Source organism: Leucobacter massiliensis (assembly GCF_002982315.1).
GTDB classification, from domain to species: domain Bacteria; phylum Actinomycetota; class Actinomycetes; order Actinomycetales; family Microbacteriaceae; genus Leucobacter; species Leucobacter massiliensis.
On sequence record NZ_MWZD01000022.1, the window covers coordinates 1 to 17,829 of the forward strand.

Consider the following 17,829-nt stretch of genomic DNA (forward strand, 5'->3'; position numbering starts at 1 on the left):
AAAAAAAAAAAAAAAAAAAAAAAATTTTTTTTTTTTTTTTTTTAAATGACCCGGCGAGTATGTCTGCGTTGTACTTAACTTTCTTGTCAGAGGGGTATAGGAGCCAGGTCCCCACCCGAACGAAGGACCCCAGATGACACCCGAGCCGCAGCTGACCGTCGGGCCGACCGGCCCCCTCACCGAGGAGCAGGCGCGCTGGGCGAGCGACGCGATCCGCACGGCCGCCGACGCGATCGAGCACGCGATCCAGGGGAAGCGCCGCGTGATCGAGCTGGTGCTCGCCACCGCCGTCGCCGGCGGGCACGTCCTGCTCGAAGACGTCCCGGGAACGGGCAAGACCGCGCTCGCCCGCGCGCTCGCGAAGGCGATGCAGGGCACCTCCTCCCGCATCCAGTTCACGCCCGACCTGCTGCCGGGCGACGTCACCGGCATCACGGTGTACGACCAGAAGCAGGGCATCTTCGAGTTCCACGCCGGACCGGTCTTCGCGAACGTGGTGCTCGCCGACGAGATCAACCGCGCGAGCCCCAAGACGCAGTCCGCGCTGCTCGAGGTGATGGAGGAGCGGCAGGTGACGGTCGACGGCACCACGCACGCCGTCGGCGAGCCGTTCCTCGTGATCGCCACCCAGAACCCGGTCGAGCAGGCGGGCACCTACCGCCTGCCCGAGGCGCAGCTCGACCGCTTCGCCGTGAAGACCTCGATCGGCTACCCCGATGACGCGGCGATGATGCGGATCCTGCAGCAGCGCTCGCGAGTGCCCGAGGTGCCGACGGTGATGAACGTCGGGACCCTCATCCAGTTGCAGGCCTTCGGCCGCGGAGTCCACCTCAGCCCGCTGCTCGCCGAATACGTGTCGCGGCTCGTCGAGGCCAGCCGTCGCGCCGGCGAGGTGCGGCTGGGTGCGAGCGTGCGCGGCGCCCTCGCCCTCGTGCGCATGGCCTCGGCCTGGGCGCTCGTGGCCGGCCGCCCCTACGTCACCCCCGACGATGTGCGCGAGCTCGCGATCCCCGTCCTGGCGCACCGGCTCGTGCTGGAACCCGAGGCCGAGTTCGACGGGGTCACGGCCGAGGCGGTCATCGGGCAGATCCTCGTCGACACCCCGATTCCGCAGGAGAACGGCGCGGCGTGAGCGGCGAAGACACGCGCAGCCGGCTGTTCCGCACGGGAACGCGCGGAACGCGCGGCACGCGCGGCACGGCGGGCAGCCGGGGGAGCCGCACCCGGGGCACCACGCGCACCAGCACCCGGCTGGGCGAGACGCGCACCGGCACCCGGCTGGGCGAGACGCGCACCGGCACCCGGCTGGGCGAGACGCGCCGCCGTCGCGTGCAGGCCCTGCGGTGGTGGCGGCTCACCCGCCGCCGGATCGCGCGCGGCTGGCGCGGGGTGACGCAGGCGGTCACGCCGCTGGGCTGGTTCGTGCTGGCGCTGAGCCTCGGCTGCGCGGCGCTCGGCGCGAGCCTCTCGTGGGTCGAGGCCTGGTACGTGGCCGCGGTCGGAGCGCTGCTGCTCGTCACCGCCCTGCCCTTCCTTCTCGGCAACCGGGCCTACCGGGTGCAGATCGAGATCGACCGGGCGCGCGTCGTCGCCGGCGGGCAGGTGCAGCTGCGCCTGCGCGTCGAGAACGCGGGGGGACGCCCCGCACTGCCGGCCGTCGCAGAGCTCCCCGTGGGGGAGGCGCTGCGCGAGCTCACCATCCCGGCCATCGGCGCGCACTCGGGCGCCGAACTGCCTCTCGCGATTCCGGCGCCGCACCGCGGCGTGATCCGCGTCGGGCCGCTCACGGTCGCGCGCCGCGACCCGCTCGGGCTGCTGCGCCGCGAGGTGACCTGGCCCGACCGCCACCTCGTCCACGTGCACCCCGCCACGGCGCAGCTGCCGCCGAACTCGGCCGGCCTCGTGCGCGACCTCGAGGGGACCGCGAGCCGCCGCCTCACCGACTCCGATCTCTCCTTCTACGCCGTGCGCGAGTACGCGCCGGGGGACGCGATGCGGCACGTCCACTGGAAGTCGACGGCGAAGACGGGCACGCTCATGGTGCGGCAGTACGAGGAGTCGCAGACGGCGCGCGTCGCCGTGCTCTTCGACGCCCGGCCAGAGGAGTACCAGAACGCGGAGGAGTTCGAGCTCGCCGTCAGCGTCGCGGCCTCGGTGTCGGTGCAGGCGGTGCGGGAGGGCCGCGAGCGCTTCATCGCCTCCGCCTGGGCGCCGGGCCGCGTGCGGCCCAGCATCGACGGACTGGAGGAGCTGCCGGCCCGGGATCCCGTCCAGCTGCTCGACTCCTGGTCCGAGCTCGAAGCCGCGCCCGAGGGGTTCCCCTTCGAGGAGCTCGCCTCGGGACTCGCCCACTCCCGTCGCCCGCTGTCGATCGTCGTGATCGTGACGGGTTCGCTGCCCGGGCCCGCGCGGCTCCGGCGCGCCGCCGCCGCCTTCAGCCCGGATGTGCACGTGCTCGCCGCGCGCTGCGAGCTGTTCGCGGAACCGCGGGCGCAGCGCGCCGAGGCCCTGACGATGTTCACGGTGGGGGCACTCGGGGATCTGCCGCAGCTGATGTTCCGGAGTGCGCGGTGAGCGGCGCGGCCGAGCCGGCGGCCTTCGGGGTCGCGGCCACGACGGGCCCCGTCGGCGTGGCGCGGCGGAGCGCCGGGCCGGTTCGGCTCCTCGCGGGCCTCCTCGCGGCAGCGCTCGCCGTGACGCTCGGCGTCGCCGCGGCCTGGCCCATCTACCAGACGCCCCGGGTGTGGGCGGTGGCGGGGGTCGCGCTCGTGCTCGGCTCCGTCGTGGCGTGGGTGCGCGAGCGCTGGCGCCTGCGGCCGCTCGTCGTCGTCGCCGTGCTGCTCGCGCTGTTCGCGCTGAGCGTGGTGCCGGTGGCGGTGCCGCAGTCGTTTCCGGCCGGCTTCGCCCGCGGGCTCCTCGACGGACTCGCCGCTGTCGCCCTCGGCTGGAAGCAGCTGCTCACCCTCAGCCTGCCCGTCGGCGGCTACCGCACCGTGCTGGTGCCGCTCTACGTGGTGATGCTCGTGGCCGTGCTGCTCATCGTGGTCCTCGCGCAGCGCCCCGGCAGGCGTGCCGCGTTCGCGGCGATCCCGATGCTCGCCCCCGTCGCCTTCGGCACGGTGTTCGGCGCCTCGCAGCTCAGCGAGCCGCTGCGCCTCGGCCCGCTCACGGTCGTGGCACCCCGCGAGCTCGGCGTCTGGCTCGCGGCCGCGGGGCTCGCGGCGGTGTGGGTCGCGTGGGTCTCCGGGGCGGATCGCCGGGCCGCGCTGCGCCTCGGCCGCGCCGGGGGCGGCCGCAGGGGAAGCCGGTGGCTGCGCGGCTTCGCGGGTGCGGCGATCCTCGCGATCTCACTGCTCGCGGGCCTCGTCATCGCCCCGGCACTGGACGCCGGTGCGCGGACCGTGCCCCGCGACAGCGTGGACCCGGAGCTCGTGATCCTGGACCGTCCGAGCCCGCTCGCAGCGTATCGCGGCGCGAAGCGGGACGACACGCTCGACCGCCCCCTCTTCGCCGTCTCGGGGGATCGCGGCCTGCCGCCCCGACTCCGGATCGCCGTACTCGACGAGTACGACGGGGTCGACTTCCACGTGAGCGGCGCCGAGGCGGGCCGCTTCACCCGCTTCCCGAGCGGTGAGGCGCTCGCGCGGCCGAGCCGCGTCACCGTCGAGGTGGATGCGGGCTACGCGGGCATCTGGGCGCCCACGGCCCGGCTCGGTTCGCCGCCGGACTTCTCGGGACCGCGGGCGGAGGCGCTCTCCGACGGCTTCTACGTGAATCGCGAGACGGGAGCGGCGATCGCGGTGCCGCGCGGCGACGCGGACGGCGGGCTGCGGGACGGAGACGTCTACGCGGCCGAGATGGAGACGGCCGAGGCGGAGGCCGAGATCGGCGAACCGCGCAGCGCGGCGCCCCTGATCGACCTCGAGGCCGCGCCGGAACTCGCCCGGTGGATCGAACGCCAGCAGCAGGGCGACGACGCGTCGGGCCTGCTCACGCTCGTCGAGCGGCTGCGCGAGCGCGGATACCTCAGTCATTCCCTGAGCGAGGCAGATGGGGGACGCGCCTGGCTCGACCGGCTCTCGGCCGAGTACGGCACCCGCTTCGAACCGAGCGCGGGCGGGCACTCGCTCGTGCGCGTCGAGGAGCTGTTCGAGCAGCTCAACACGCAGCAGGCGGCCGCCGGGGAACGACCCAGGCCGGGGATGCTCGTGGCGGCCGTCGGCGACGACGAGCAGTTCGCGACGGCCGCGGCCCTCGTGGCGCGGGCGCTCGGCTACGACTCCCGGGTGGTGCTCGGCGTTCGCACCGATGGCGCGGGAGTGCCCGGGGTCCCCGCCTGCTCGGAGGTCTGCACCGGGGAACACTTGGCGGCCTGGGTCGAGGTGCGCGGGGATCTGGGCGCGTGGGTGCCGCTGGACGTCACCCCGCAGGTGGAGCAGCCGCCTCAGCGGCTGGAAGAGGGTGAGCAGCTGCCCGAGTTCCCGACGACCCCGGAAGAGCGCGACGCGCAGGAGGTGGATCCGCCCGCCGGGCTCGGTGAGCAGGGCGGCTCGGAGAGCGGCGACGCCGAAGACCTGGCGCTGTCCTGGCTGTGGCCGCTGCTGCGTGCGGCAGGCCTGGTCGCGGCGACGGTCGCTCTGCTGCTGATCCCCGCGCTCTTCCTGCCGCTCGCGAAGCGGCGGCGCGCACGGAGGCGGCACGCCCTGCCGGATCCCGAGCTGCGCGCGCTCGGCGCGTGGGAGGAGATGCTGGATCGGGCCCGCGACGCCGGCGTGCGGCTTCCCGCCGGGACGACCCGTCGGGAGACGGCCGAGGTGCTGGGCACGCCGCCGGCGGTGTGGGCCGCGCACGCGGTGGATCGGGCGGTGTTCTCGCCGGACTCGATCGGCGAGGAGGACGCCGAGATGGTGTGGCGCGCGGCGCGCGAGGACGCGGCGCAGCGGCGTGCGGCGCTGGGCCGCTGGGCACGGCTGCGTGCGGCCTACTCGCTGCGGTCCTATGGAATCGGAAGGGGCCGGCGGGAGGCGCCGCGCCCGGAGAGCGAGACGATATGAGAACGGGACACGCGGGCGAGCCGGGCCGGTACCCGGGGCCGGTCGCCGCGCCGGTGGTGGAGGCCGCCTCGCGCAGCGACGTCGGGGTGCGACGCGCCGTCAATGAGGACGCGGTGATCGCGCAGTGGCCGGTCTACCTCGTGGCCGACGGGATGGGAGGCCACGAGGCGGGTGAGCTGGCGAGCGCCGCCGCGGTGCGGGCGTTCGCGGAGCTGGCGGGGGCGTCGCGCCTCCCCACGATCGCGGAGGTGTCCTCGGCGATCGAGCGTGCGCGCGCGGCGGTCGACGACGTCGCCTATGGTACGCAGCGCGGCGCGGGATGCACGCTCACGGGAGCGGTGCTCGTCGCGCACGAGGGGCGGGCGCAGTGGTACGTGCTCAACATCGGCGACTCCCGCGTGTACCAGCACCGTGGCTCGACGCTGCAGCAGATCACGCTCGACCACTCCCTGCAGGCGGAGCTCGCGGCCGCGGGCGATGCGGCCGCGGAGCGCACTCCCCGCAACGTCATCACCCGTGCCCTGGGCTCCGACGACGCGCGTCACGACGCGTGGCTGCTGCCGGTGAGCGCCGGGACCCGCCTGCTGATCTGCTCGGACGGCCTCACGACCGAGCTCAGCGATGAGGAGCTCCGCGCGGTGCTCGCCGTCGGCGGACGGCCCGAAGCGGTCGCGGAGGAGCTCGTGCGGCGGGCGTGCGAGGCGGGCGGCCGCGACAATGTGACGGTGATCGTCGTCGACACGGTGTCCGGTCCGGCCGCCTGGGCGGTCCCCGCGGTACAGGGTGCCGCGGCGGCCGAGGAGACCGGTGACGAGACGCTCGAGGTGACGAGGCCGGTGCGATGAGCGGGGAGCGGGAGCGCGAGACGGGTGGCAGCGCCGCGGAGCCGGGGGCCGGGACCCCGCAGCGCGACGGGACCCCGGCGCGCGACGACGAGGATCGCACGCGCGCGGTCGCAGCGTCCGGGGAAGCGGATCGCACGGAAGCGGACCGCACCGAACAGGATGTCACGGTGCTCCGCTCTCCGGCCCCCGCCCCGGAGGGCGAGGACACGGTCGTGCGTCCGCGCCGGCAGCTCCACCGCTCCGACGACGACGCCGAGGCGACGGTGATCCGCTCCGCCCCCGCGGCCCGTGATCGCGCAGCGCGGCGGGCGGGATGGGCGGCACCGGCCGGTCCGGCCCGGCCGGAGGCCTCGGGTGCGGCTGCCCGGGTGGCCGGGCGACCGCCAGCCGACCCCGCTCCGCCGCTCAGCGATCACGGGCAGGGCGCCGCCTCCCGCGTCGATCCCCGCCTGCGCGGCGGGCCCGCGCGGGTGTACGGACCTCGCGCCCGCTCGGTGGCGGCGAGCGGCGCCGACGAGGTGCTGCGACGGGTCGGCCCCCCGCCCTCCGCCGGTGGGCGGACGGCACGGGAGCGGCCGCCGCTGCCCGCGCTGCGACGCCGATTCCGTCGCGAGCGCGTCGTGACGCTCACGTGCTACGCCGTGGCGCTCGCGATCTCCGCTGCCGGTCTCGTCGTCGTTGCGCGGATCGCCTTCGGCTGAGCTGGCGGCCCGCTGTCTCCACGCGAAATGGTGCACCGGCGGCGAGATTCATGGCAGAGTAATACCGGTGCGCGGGCAGGACGCGCCGCGGCGTGTCGCCGCCGAGTGAACGGAACAGAGGAACCATGGACTACAGCTCGAGCGTGGACCCGACCGCGATCCTCATGGTCGCGGGCCTGTGGTCGGTGGTGGGGCTCGCGTTCTACCTGTGGTACCTGTGGGCGCTGTCGCGGCTCTTCCCGCTGCTCGGGCTGCCCTCCTGGGCCGGCTGGGTGCCCCTGTGGAACCAGTGGCAGCTCGTCCAGCGCGGCGGGCTTCCCGGCTGGCTGGTACTGCTCTTCCTGATCCCCGGTGTGGGGATCGTCGCGCTCGTCGTGACCATCATCGCGATCAACCGGCTGAACGCCGAGCACGGCAAGGGGCCCGGCTTCACGGTGCTGGGCGTCTTCATCCCGCCGCTGTGGGCGATGCTGCTCGCCGCGCACATCAGGGACGCACGCTTCGCGGGCGGATCCGGCGCCACGGGGTACGGCGTCGCCGGTGGCAGCCGCGACGCCTTCGGCGCCGTGCCGCCTGCGCCGCGGCCCGCGAACGACGGCTGGCAGGGCGTCCCGGCCGTCCCGCAGCCCGGAACCCCCGCCCCGCAGCCGATGCCGCCGGCCCCGCAGCCGCCGTTCCACCCCGGGGGGCAGCCCCCCTTCCCCTCTCCTCTACACACCTGCCGCAGGCGACGACATGCCGATGGAACGTAAGAGGCGGGCGGGGCCCCCGCCCCGGCGCCGCTCGCCGCCGCAGACGACGCCGAGGACCGCACCGTGGTGGTGCCGCGTCGCGGCACGTGGGGGCTGGAGCTGCCCGACGGCGAGGTACTCGAGCTCCTGGGCGACGACGTGGTCCTCGGCAGGAAGCCCGAACCGCAGGAGGGGGCGACGACGTTGCAGATCGTGGACCCGACGCGCACGATGTCGAAGACGCACGCGCGCCTGCGTCGCCGGGGTGAGGACTGGACGATCGAGGATCTGCGCTCCACCAACGGGGTCGCGCTCGTCGACGAGGGCGGCGAGACGATCCCGCTCGAAGCGGGACGCGAGTACGAGGCGGTCGAGCAGCTCATCATCGGCACCCTCCCGGTGCGCCTGCGCCGCATCTCCTGATCCGCGACCGCCCGGCGCCGGGTCGGCAGGTGCCCGGGCGGCGTTCCTGTGGGCTTCGGCAGAGTGCACTGAGCGTCGGCTGACCCCCAGGGGTGCGAGGGTAGAGTGGTGCCGTCGGCAGCCCGGCGGAACCCGAGGAGGATGTTCGATGAAGGTCGTCAGCTACAATCTGCGCAAGAACCGTGCGGTCACCGAGATCGGCGCCCTCGCCGAGGATCACGGGGCCGACGTGCTCTGCCTGCAGGAGGCTGAGGCCGTCGCGCTTCCCGCGCGGCTCGGGCACATGGCGCTCGTCCACGCGACCGCGCGCAACCGGCTGGGTCTCGCCATGTACGTGCGCGAGGAGCGTTTCCGCACCCGGACCGCCAGCACCTTCCAGCTCAAGAAGTCGCTGCACGACCGCCTGCTCGCCCCCGCGCACGAGCGCCTGCTCGGTGCCCGCCTGCACGACCTCGAGACCGAGCGCGACTTCGTGGTCGCTTCCTTCCACGCGGCCCCGCTGACGGCCCTCAACTCCCTGCGGCGGCACCAGATCCACGCCGCGCTCGGCGAGCTGCGCCTGCTCGGGCCGGGGCTTCCGGCGCTCATGGTGGGGGACTACAACTACCCCGTGTTCAAGGGGCGCCTCGACACCGAGATGCGGGATCACGGCTACGAGCTGAGCCTCAGCGACAAGCGCACCTACACCCGCTACAAGATGTTCCGCGGGCACTTCGACTTCGCGACCTCGGTCGGGCTGGACATCGGCGGCGTGCAGACCCTGGGGCGTGGCCTGTCGGATCACCTGCCGATCCTGGTCTCCGCCTCGCTGCGCCCGGAAGCGCTCGAAGTGGCCCCGGCGAGCGGGGTCCCGGTCCTGGCGGGCGAAGCGCCCGGCGTCCCGCTCGGGGTGAACGCCGCCGCCGAGGGCGTGTCCGGCCCCGGTCGTGCGATCGTCGCGGCATGATGGTTGCGTGTCGATCTTCGCGGGCCTGAGCGCCTTCCCTCTGACGCCCCTCGTGGATGATCAGCTCGATGAGCGTGCGTTCTCCGCGTTGGTGAAGCGCCTGGCCGACGCCGGTGTGGACTCTGTCACTGCGCTCGGCTCGACGGGGTCGTATGCGTATCTGTCACGGAGCGAGCGTGCCCGTGTCGCGCAACGGGCTGTGCAGGCGGCCGGAGACGTTCCGGTGTTCGTGGGCGTCGGGGCATTGCGCACCAGTCACGTACTCCACCACGCCGACGATGCACAGGCTGCTGGAGCGCAGGGCCTGCTCCTTGCGCCGGTCAGCTACCAGACGCTGACGCGTGACGAGGTGTATGGGCTGTTCGAAACCGTCGTGCAGCGAAGCGATGTGCCGGTGATCGTCTACGACAATCCGGCGACGACGCGCTTCACCTTCGACGACGAGCTCTACGCGGCGATCGCGCGGCTGGACGGGGTCGCGTCGATCAAGATCCCTGGCGTACCGCTGGACGAGACTGCGGCACGGCAGAGAGTGGCCGAACTTCGCGGGCTGCTCCCGAGGCATGTGACCATCGGGGTGTCCGGCGATCCATACGCTGCGGCGGGCCTCAACGCCGGCTGCGACGCCTGGTACTCCGTCGTCGGCGGCACGCTCCCGGCGGCCGCGCTCGGCTTGGCGCGCGCGGCTCTCGAGGGTGACGCGCCGGAAGCCCTGCGCCGTTCCGAGGAGCTGCAGCCCGTGTGGGACTGTTTCGCTGAGCACGGCAGTCTTCGTGTGGTCGCGGCGATCGCCGAGCACCTTGGCCTGGTCGCCCAGCCCAGTCTGCCGCTCCCGATCCTCGGCTTGGACCGTGCGCAGCGAGCACGGCTCGAGGCCGCGATCTCCCGCCTGAAGCTGACTGAATGACCCCGAGCGTCGCGGCGATGACGGCGTCGCGTGAGACGGGCCGGCGTCCCGGCTCACCGCCGGATCGGCTGTCAGACACGTTCTCTGCCGCGCTCGCTTGAGTCGGCGGCGCCGCCCGGCAGCCCGCCCCCGTGGCCGCGGGCGCATCGCGTGGCCGGCCCGTCGACCAGAGGCGGTGCCTCGCTCGAGGCGTTGAAGCGGTGGAGGCCCTCCCGCAGCTGCTCGAGCTCTTCCACGCTCCAGTTCGCGAAGCGCTCGTGATAGGAGTGCGCCCAGCGCTCGCGGATGCGTCCGAGCACCTCTTCCGCCGTCGCGCTGACGGTCAGCAGGATCACGCGCCGGTCCTCCGGTGCGGGTTCCGTGTCCACGAGTCCGAGTTCGCGGAGCTTGGCGATGTGCCGGCTCACCATCGCCTTGTCCATGCCGAGCACCTGGCTGAGACCGGTGGCGGTGACGGGTCCGCGCCGGAGCACCGTCTGCAGCACCATGAGGCTTCCCCCGCGCAGCTCGGGGTGGACTTCCTCTGCGTAGCGCACCCAGCGGACGCGCGCCGCGGCGAAGGTCTGGGAGAACTCGGAGATGATCTCGGCGATGGGTGCCTCGCGGGAGCGGTCGCCCGCGGACGGTGCCGCAACGTCCTCACCGGGTCCGGCGCCGGGGGGTGCGGCGGCCGGCGGTACTGCGCCCGGCCGCGCGACGGTGTCGTGATCCTGCATGACTTCGAAGCTACCGTGTCGCGGCGGCGCCGTGCTCCGCGCTCGAGGCCTCCCGGGCCAGCTCCGCGCGCTGCTGCGAGGCGCTCTTCGTGCCGAGCGGGATGTTCGGGATCAGCATGATCGCGATGATGGCGACGAGCGCGACGGGGGAGGCCACGAGGAAGACGTTGCCGATGCCATGCCCGTATGCGGATTCGACGACCTCCCGGATCGGCGCGGTCAGCTCCGCGATCTTGGGGATCGCGCCGCCCTTCAGTGCCTCGGCCCCGGCGAGTGCCGCGGGGTCGCTCTTGGCGAGCGCGCTGAGCCCGTCGCTGATGTAGTTCACGATCTGGTGCGAGAGCACGGCGCCCATGGCGGACATGCCGGCCGTGCCGCCGATCGTGCGGAAGAAGGTGACCGAGGAGCTTGCGACGCCGATCTGATGCGGCGAGACGGTGTTCTGTACGACGAGCACGAGGTTCTGCATGCACATGCCGACGCCGGCGCCGAGCACGAACATGGAGACGCCCACGTACCAGAGGCTCGTGTCGTAGCGCAGCTGGCCCATCATCACGAGGCCGGCGAGCAGGATGAAGGATCCCGCGACCATGTAGCGCTTCCACTTGCCGAAGCGGGAGATGAGCTGCCCGACGAGGGTTGACGTGAGCAGCAGGCCCGCCATCATCGGGATCGTGAGCAGGCCCGACTCGGTGGGCGTCTTGCCCCGCGCCAGCTGCATGTACTGGCCGAGGAAGACGGAGGTGCCGAACATGGCGAGGCCCACCGCGATGCTCGCGATCACCGCCATCGTGAACGTCCGGTTGGCGAAGAGGTGCATCGGCAGCAGCGGCTCCTCGACGCGCAGCTCCACGAACACGGCGATCGCGAGCAGCACGGCGCCGCCCCCGGCCATGAGCAGCGTCTGCCACGACCACCAGTCGAACTGGGTGCCGCCGAGCGTCACCCAGATCAGCAGGCTCGCGAAGCCCGTGGAGATGAGCGCCGCGCCCAGGTAGTCGATCTTCACCTTGCGCTTCTCGGTGACGAGGTGCAGGGTCTGCTGCAGCACGACGATCGCGATGAGCGCGATGGGGGCGGCGACGTAGAAGTTCCAGCGCCAGCCGATCGAGTCGGTGATGGCGCCGCCGAGCAGCGGCCCGCCGACCGTCGACACGGCCATGATGGCGCCCATGATGCCCATGTACTTGCCGCGTTCGCGGGGGCTGATGATCTCGGCGAGCACGATCTGCCCGAGCGCGCCGAGGCCGCCGGCGCCGATGCCCTGCAGCACGCGGAAGGCGATGAGCATGCCGGGATCCTGCGCCATGCCGGCGAGGGCGGAGCCGAGGGTGAAGACGATGAGCGAGAGCTGGAGCAGCACCTTCTTGCTGGTGAGGTCCGCCAGCTTGCCCCAGATGGGGGTGGAGATCGCGCTCGCGAGCATGGTGGCCGTGATCACCCAGGTGAAGGCAGCCTGGTCGCCTCGGAGATCCGCGATGATGATCGGCATCGAGGTGCCGACCACGGTCATGGACAGCATCGAGACGGCCATGCTCAGGAACAGCCCGGTGAGGGCGAGGCGCTTCGCGCGTCCCGTGAGGATGCCGTCGCCGGGGGCGCGCGCTGCGCTCGGCCGGCGGTCGGCGGGCGGGGTGTTCGGAGCCGAGGTGTCGTCTGCGGTGCCGGCTGCGGTCTGTGCCATGCGCGTGCGGGATCCTTCTGTCGTTCGGGCGGTGGTGCGGTCGCCGTGCCGGCGTCGCTGAGGGTGACGTGGAGTGAGGATGCTCGAACGGGACCCGGGGCAATGCCGGAGCCGCGGCGACGCGACTGGTTGATAGATGACAACTATATGCAGTTCGTTGACGCATGTCAACTATCGGCGGAAGTCTCCGGTTCCCGGAAGCGGCCGTCGGAAGCGGGGTCCGGCGCGCGGTAGGGCAGAATGGAGTTCATGGGTCTTGAGAGCGGCAGCATTCGGATCGGCGTGATCGGCGGCGGGCAGCTCGCCCGCATGATGGTGCCGCCCGCGATCCACCTCGGCCTGCGCATCAGCGTCCTCGCCGAGGCCGAGGAGTCCAGCGCCGAGCGCGCCGCCGACGCGATCGGCGACTACCGCGACCCCGAGACCGTCCATGCCTTCGCCGAGACCGTGGACGTCGTCACCTTCGACCACGAGCACGTGCCCGGCGAGATCCTTCGCGAGCTCGAACGTCGCGGCGTCGCCGTGCACCCGAGGCCCGAGGCGCTGCAGTACGCGCAGGACAAGATCCTCATGCGCGAGAAGCTGAGCGGGCTCGGGATCCCCGTCCCCGCCTGGGCCGCGGTCGCCGACGAGGGCGCTCTGCAGGCCTTCATCGACGAGCACGGCGGGCGCGCCGTGGTCAAGACCGCGCGGGGCGGCTACGACGGCAAGGGCGTGCGCGTCGTCGCGGACGCCGGCGAGGCACGCGACTGGTTCACCGCCCTCGCCGAGGACGGCCGAGGCGGGCATCTCCTCGTCGAGGAGCTCGTCGACTTCACCCGGGAGCTGTCGCAGCTGGTGGCGCGCCGCCCGAGCGGAGAGACGCGCACCTGGCCGGTGGTGGAGACGATTCAGCGTGACGGCGTCTGCGCCGAGGTGCTCGCCCCGGCGCCCGTGCAGAACCCGGCCACGCTCGACGAGGCCGCGCGCATCGGCGCCCGCGTCGCGGAGGGACTGGACGTGACCGGCGTGCTCGCCGTCGAGATGTTCGAGACCCGTGACGGACGCGTCCTCGTGAACGAGCTCGCCATGCGCCCGCACAATTCGGGTCACTTCTCGATCGAGGGCTCGGTCACCAGTCAGTTCGAGCAGCACCTGCGGGCCGTGGCGGATCTGCCGCTCGGCGACACCTCGATGACGGCGCCTGCCGCCGTGATGGTGAACGTGCTCGGCGGTCCGGCCGAGGGACCCATGCCGGTGCGCTACGCCCGGGTGCTGGCGGAGCACCCGCGCGCGAAGGTGCACAGCTACGGCAAGCAGCCGCGCCCAGGCCGCAAGGTGGGCCACGTGACCGTCACCGGCGACGAGCTCGATGCGGCGCTGGCCGAGGCGCGCGCCGCCGCCGCCGCCTTCGCCTGAGCGTCGCCAGGCATCGGGGCGCCGGCCCCGGCAGGGCTCGCGCCGCTAGCATGGGAGCATGACAGAGACTGCCTCCCCGCTCGTCGGGGTCATCATGGGATCCGACTCCGACTTCGCCGTGATGGGTGACGCGGTGCAGGCCCTGCGCGAGCTCGGGATCCCCCACGAGGTGGAGGTGGTGAGCGCCCACCGCACGCCCGATCGGATGGTGGACTACGCACGCGAGGCGGCAGGCAGGGGCCTGCGCGTCATCATCGCGGGAGCCGGTGGCGCCGCGCATCTGCCCGGCATGGTGGCCTCCATGACCACGCTCCCGGTCGTCGGCGTGCCGGTTCCGCTCGCGCGTCTCGACGGCCTCGACTCGCTGCTGTCGATCGTGCAGATGCCCGCGGGGATCCCCGTCGCGACGGTGTCGATCGGCGGCGCGAAGAACGCCGGCCTGCTCGCGGCGCGGATCCTCGGCGCTGCCGATCCCGAGGTCGCCGGGCGGCTCGACGCCTACGCGCGCCAGCTCACCGACATGGTCGCCGAGAAGAACGCCGCACTGCAGGCGAGGCTCGCGGCCGACTGAGCGCCGGGCGGCTCGCCGGCACGAGTCACCGGGACTGAGTCGCCGGTCTCGCGCGCCGCGCCTAGAGGTTCGCGTGGGTCTCCCACAGCTGCCACGCGGCCCCGTTCCAGCTGAAGCCGCGACTGCGATCGCAGGCGAGCACGGAGAGCTGCGTCAGCGCTCCGTCCTCGCGCAGCAGGCGCGAGTACTCCGCGACGAAGGCCTCGCGGCTGTCCGCGGCGACCCCGGCATCGAGCGCGAGCTCCGCGGTCGCGGGGTGCCCGCCGTGCAGTACCGGCACCGCGGAACGGAGCGCGCCCAGCGTGAGGTAGCCGGTGCCCGCGTAGTCCTGGGGCTGGGCGAGCAGTGCCGCGCCCGAGATCACCGCGCCGACGTCCGCCAGCTCGCGGGGCCGGGCGACGATCACGCGAGCGCGCAGATCTTCGGGAATCTCGGGGCCGCTGCGCTCGGCTGCGTCGCGGTCGCGGTCGCGGTGCGGGACGCTCGGATCGAAGCCGTCGAGCAGCACGAGCGGAGCCGCGCCGGGGTCGGCCCGCAGAGCGTCGAACAGCCACTCGAGCCGGCCGTGCTCGCCGCTGATCGCCGTGCTCAGCGCGTATCGCTCGGGAAGGCCGAGCTCGGCGCGGCGCTCTGGGGCATCCGGTCCTGGCACGAACTCGGCGGGGGGAGCGAGCGGGATCACCTGCACGGGCAGGTGATCGCCGTAGTGCTGCTGCAGTGCCCGGGCGGTGGCGTGCGTGGGGGCGAGGATCGCGTCGGCGAGCTTCACCGCCCGGCGGGTGTAGGCCCGGAAGAGCCGAGCCTGCTGTCCGCCGAGGACGGCCGGGCTCTCCCAGGCGATGGCGTGCGGGATCGTCACCGAGGACTGCGAGCCGTCGTCGTCGCCGCGAGAGCGCAGCGGCATCATGGGCGTGAGCGCGTGCACGAACTCGCCGTCGAGCGGGCGGGCCGTCGTGCCGCTCTGCCAGACGAGGGGGAGCAGGCTCGCGCGCATCGGGAGGCGCTCGATCCGCACGAGCGGCGACTCGAACTCGGGCGCTGCGCTGCCGCGACCGACGAGGAACCGTGCCGCGCACCCGCGCGGCGCGGTCGCGGCGACCGCCCGGGCCAGATCGCGGGCCGCTGCGCGCTGGATCTCCGACTCCCAGTCCGGAAACGGTTCAGCGATCAGGGTGAGCGTCGCCATACGATCGATCCCCTTTCCCGCAGTGTCGAACCGAATCCCAGCGCCGGCGAGCCGGCGTTCCCGCGTTCATTGTATGGACACGGGAGGGCCGAAGCCTGAGTGCCGCTCCGGGAGCCCCGCCCGCGCGCCTCCCCGTGATGCAACTGTGACCTTTTGCGCGCCTCCGGCTCGTCGTCGTCTCCCCACAAGAACGGCAAGTACCCTAGTCCGCATGCGTGTTTTGCTGACAGGCGGCGCCGGCTACATCGGCTCGCACACCGCACTGGTGCTCCTCGAACGCGGCCACGAGGTGATCGTGCTCGACGACTACTCCAACAGCAGCCCCGAGGCGGTGCGGCGCGTCGAGGAGCTGAGCGGTGCTCGCATCCCCGTCGTCGAGGCCGATCTCGCCGACCGCGCGGCCGCGGGCGCCGCGCTCGCCGACGTCGGCTTCGACGCCGTCATCCACTTCGCCGGCCTCAAGGCCGTGGGGGAGTCGGTGGCGCAGCCCACCCGCTACTATCGCGTCAACCTCGACTCCACGCTGGTGCTGCTCGACCTCATGCGCGAGCGGGGGGTGGACCGCCTGGTCTTCAGCTCCTCGGCCACCGTCTACGGCGATCCCGTGTACACGCCCATCGACGAGGAGCACCGCGTGGGCGTCGGCGTGACCAACCCCTACGGCTGGTCCAAGTTCATGAACGAGCAGATCATCCGTGACGCGCAGCGCGCCCGGCCCGAGCTGGGCGCCGTGCTGCTGCGCTACTTCAACCCGGTCGGCGCGCACCCCTCCGGGCGCATCGGCGAGGATCCTGCCGGGATCCCGAACAACCTGATGCCCTTCATCGCGCAGGTCGCCGTGGGCAAGCGCGAGCGGCTAAGCGTCTTCGGCGACGGCTACCCCACGGTGGATGGCACCGGCGTGCGCGACTACATCCACGTGATGGACCTCGCCGAGGGCCACGTTGCGGCGCTGGAGCGCCTCGCGCCCGGGGTGGAGAGCTACAACCTGGGCTCGGGCACCGGCTCGAGCGTGCTCGAAGTCGTGCGCGCCTTCGAGGCGGCCTCCGGCCGCGAGATCCCCTACACGGTGGCACCGCCCCGCGACGGCGATGTGGCGACCGTCACCGCCGATCCCGCGCGCGCCAATGAGCGCCTGGGATGGCGCACCACGCGCACGCTCGCCGAGGCCTGCCGCGACGCGTGGAACTGGCAGTCCGCGAACCCGGACGGGTACGGCGCATGACGCTGGAGCTCGAGCGGCCCATCCGCCATCCGGACACGGAATCGGGCCCGCTCATGAGCAAGCGAGCCCGCTGGCTCGTCGTGCTCGGCTTCGTGCTGCCCGGCAGCGCGCAGCTGCTCGCCGGGAACCGCCGGCTCGGGCGGCTCGGGCTCGCCGCGACGATCGTGCTGCTCATCGGCGGCGTGGCCGCGCTGCTCGGGCTGCTGCTCGCGCGGGTGGCGACGCTCTCCTTCTTCACGAACGACCTGGTGCTGCTCGCCCTGCAGATCCTGCTCATCGCCTACGCCGTGCTCTGGCTGGTGCTCGGCTTCGACACGCTCCGGCTCACCCGGCTGGTGCGGGTGCAGCGCGGATGGCGGGTGCCCGTGGCAGTGCTCTCGGTGCTGCTGACGGTGGTGCCCGCCGCGACCGCCGGCTGGGCGGCGAGCACGGTCGGCGCGGGCCGCAGCCTGCTCGGCGACCTCTTCCAGGGAGCCCCGGCGGTCGCGCCGGTCGACGGCCGCTACAACATCCTCCTGCTCGGCACCGACGCCGGCGCCGACCGTGAGGGTCTCCGACCGGACAGCATCTCGCTGGTGAGCGTCGACGCCGAAACGGGCCAGTCGGTCATCATCGGCCTGCCGCGTGAACTCAAGGAGGCGCCGTTCCCCGCCGATTCCCCGCTCGCGGAGGTCTACCCCGAGGGGTACTGCGACGAGGTCAACAACTACGAGGTGGTCGACGGCGGCGGCTACTACTGCTTCACGATGGGCAACCTCAACTCGCTCGTCACCGAGCTGGAGGACTCCGGCTCGCCCTCATACGAGGGGATGTACGCCGACGCCGTGTCGCGCGGCTCCTCGCCCGGGATCGAGGCCACGAAGGACGCCGTGACCGGGATCACGGGTCTCGAAGTGCAGTTCTACGTGCTCGTCAACATGGACTCCTTCACGAACCTCATCGACGCACTCGGCGGCGTCACGGTCACCGTGACCGAGCCCCTGCCGGTCGGCGGCCAGATCGACGAGGCGACGGGCGAGCTCGTCGGCGTGGACTGGTGGATCGAGCCGGGTGAGCATCACCTCGACGGCTACGCCGCGCAGTGGTTCGCCCGTTCGCGCTACGGATCCGCGAACGGCGACTACGATCGCATGGCGCGGCAGCGGGAGCTGCAGGCCGCGATCCTGGCCCAGATGAACCCGGCGAACGTGCTCACGAAGTTCCAGGACGTCGCCTCCGCGGGCGGTCAGCTCGTCGACACCGACATCCCGCAGTCGATGCTGGGGCGCTTCGTCGACCTCGCCGACAAGGCTCGCGGCTTCGATCCGGTGAACGTGGAGCTCGTCCCGCCCGCGGTCGACCCGGACAACCCCGACTACGCGACGATCCGCCAGCTCGTGGCGGACGGGGTGGCCGCGGCCTCGCCCCCGCGGGCGGAGGACGCCGGCTAGCCGGCTCGCCGC

General features: G+C 72.8%; 16 protein-coding genes. 13 read left to right on the forward strand and 3 right to left on the reverse strand.

The features are described 5' to 3' along the window. The first annotated feature begins 133 nt into the window (after positions 1–133). The 9 genes from B4915_RS12285 (at position 134) to B4915_RS12325 (ending at position 9,607) form a co-directional block, all read left to right on the forward strand. Positions 134–1,132 (forward strand): AAA family ATPase, encoded by a 999-nt coding sequence (locus B4915_RS12285; RefSeq protein ID WP_105806115.1) that lies wholly within the window; start codon positions 134–136, stop codon positions 1,130–1,132. Beyond that, positions 1,129–2,574: a DUF58 domain-containing protein gene (locus B4915_RS12290; RefSeq protein ID WP_105806116.1), complete on the forward strand. Its 1,446-nt coding sequence runs from the start codon at positions 1,129–1,131 to the stop codon at positions 2,572–2,574. Before B4915_RS12285 ends, B4915_RS12290 begins: the two co-directional genes overlap by 4 nt. After that, a complete protein-coding gene (locus tag B4915_RS12295) occupies positions 2,571–5,054 on the forward strand; it encodes a transglutaminase domain-containing protein (protein ID WP_245907494.1) in 2,484 nt (827 codons plus the stop codon). The genes B4915_RS12290 and B4915_RS12295 overlap by 4 nt, the downstream gene beginning before the upstream one ends. Then, complete coding sequence (locus B4915_RS12300) at positions 5,051–5,899, forward strand: PP2C family protein-serine/threonine phosphatase (RefSeq protein ID WP_105806117.1); 849 nt, start codon at positions 5,051–5,053, stop codon at positions 5,897–5,899. Before B4915_RS12295 ends, B4915_RS12300 begins: the two co-directional genes overlap by 4 nt. Further along, complete coding sequence (locus B4915_RS12305) at positions 5,896–6,600, forward strand: hypothetical protein (RefSeq protein WP_105806118.1); 705 nt, start codon at positions 5,896–5,898, stop codon at positions 6,598–6,600. The genes B4915_RS12300 and B4915_RS12305 overlap by 4 nt, the downstream gene beginning before the upstream one ends. A 125-nt stretch (positions 6,601–6,725) precedes the next feature. Then, positions 6,726–7,352, forward strand: a complete 627-nt coding sequence (locus B4915_RS12310) for a DUF5684 domain-containing protein (RefSeq protein ID WP_105806119.1) — start codon at positions 6,726–6,728, stop codon at positions 7,350–7,352. Between the two features lie 63 nt (positions 7,353–7,415). After that, on the forward strand, positions 7,416–7,754 hold the full coding sequence (locus B4915_RS12315; RefSeq protein WP_105806120.1) for an FHA domain-containing protein: 339 nt from the start codon (positions 7,416–7,418) through the stop codon (positions 7,752–7,754). Positions 7,755–7,902: 148 nt separating this feature from the next. Further along, positions 7,903–8,700, forward strand: a complete 798-nt coding sequence (locus B4915_RS12320; protein WP_181158584.1) for an endonuclease/exonuclease/phosphatase family protein — start codon at positions 7,903–7,905, stop codon at positions 8,698–8,700. A gap of 13 nt (positions 8,701–8,713) precedes the next feature. Then, entirely contained in the window at positions 8,714–9,607 is an 894-nt protein-coding gene (locus B4915_RS12325; RefSeq protein ID WP_105806260.1) for a dihydrodipicolinate synthase family protein, read from the forward strand. Between the two features lie 71 nt (positions 9,608–9,678). Here B4915_RS12325 and B4915_RS12330 read toward each other — a convergent pair whose 3' ends face one another. Together B4915_RS12330 and B4915_RS12335 are read right to left on the reverse strand one after the other, a co-directional pair. Further along, a complete protein-coding gene (locus B4915_RS12330) occupies positions 9,679–10,323 on the reverse strand; it encodes a MarR family winged helix-turn-helix transcriptional regulator (protein ID WP_105806121.1) in 645 nt (214 codons plus the stop codon). A 10-nt stretch (positions 10,324–10,333) separates the two neighbouring features. Further along, on the reverse strand, positions 10,334–12,007 hold the full coding sequence (locus tag B4915_RS12335) for a DHA2 family efflux MFS transporter permease subunit (protein WP_105806122.1): 1,674 nt from the start codon (positions 12,005–12,007) through the stop codon (positions 10,334–10,336). A 249-nt stretch (positions 12,008–12,256) separates the two neighbouring features. Here B4915_RS12335 and B4915_RS12340 point away from each other — a divergent pair, with 249 nt between their 5' ends. Together B4915_RS12340 and purE are read left to right on the forward strand one after the other, a co-directional pair. Further along, a complete protein-coding gene (locus B4915_RS12340; RefSeq protein WP_181158585.1) occupies positions 12,257–13,405 on the forward strand; it encodes a 5-(carboxyamino)imidazole ribonucleotide synthase in 1,149 nt (382 codons plus the stop codon). A 58-nt stretch (positions 13,406–13,463) separates the two neighbouring features. Beyond that, on the forward strand, positions 13,464–13,976 hold the full coding sequence (gene purE, locus B4915_RS12345) for a 5-(carboxyamino)imidazole ribonucleotide mutase (protein ID WP_105806123.1): 513 nt from the start codon (positions 13,464–13,466) through the stop codon (positions 13,974–13,976). A gap of 61 nt (positions 13,977–14,037) precedes the next feature. On the opposite strand, the gene B4915_RS12350 is transcribed toward purE, so the two are convergent. Beyond that, complete coding sequence (locus B4915_RS12350) at positions 14,038–15,162, reverse strand: glycosyltransferase (protein ID WP_105806124.1); 1,125 nt, start codon at positions 15,160–15,162, stop codon at positions 14,038–14,040. Between the two features lie 211 nt (positions 15,163–15,373). On the opposite strand from B4915_RS12350, the gene galE reads away from it, so the two are divergent. Further along, positions 15,374–16,387 (forward strand): UDP-glucose 4-epimerase GalE, encoded by a 1,014-nt coding sequence (galE, locus tag B4915_RS12355; protein ID WP_105806125.1) that lies wholly within the window; start codon positions 15,374–15,376, stop codon positions 16,385–16,387. After that, positions 16,384–17,817 carry an LCP family protein gene (locus B4915_RS12360; protein WP_181158586.1) on the forward strand — a complete coding sequence of 478 codons (1,434 nt, stop codon included), beginning with the start codon at positions 16,384–16,386 and terminating at the stop codon, positions 17,815–17,817. Before galE ends, B4915_RS12360 begins: the two co-directional genes overlap by 4 nt. The last annotated feature ends 12 nt before the right edge of the window (positions 17,818–17,829 follow it).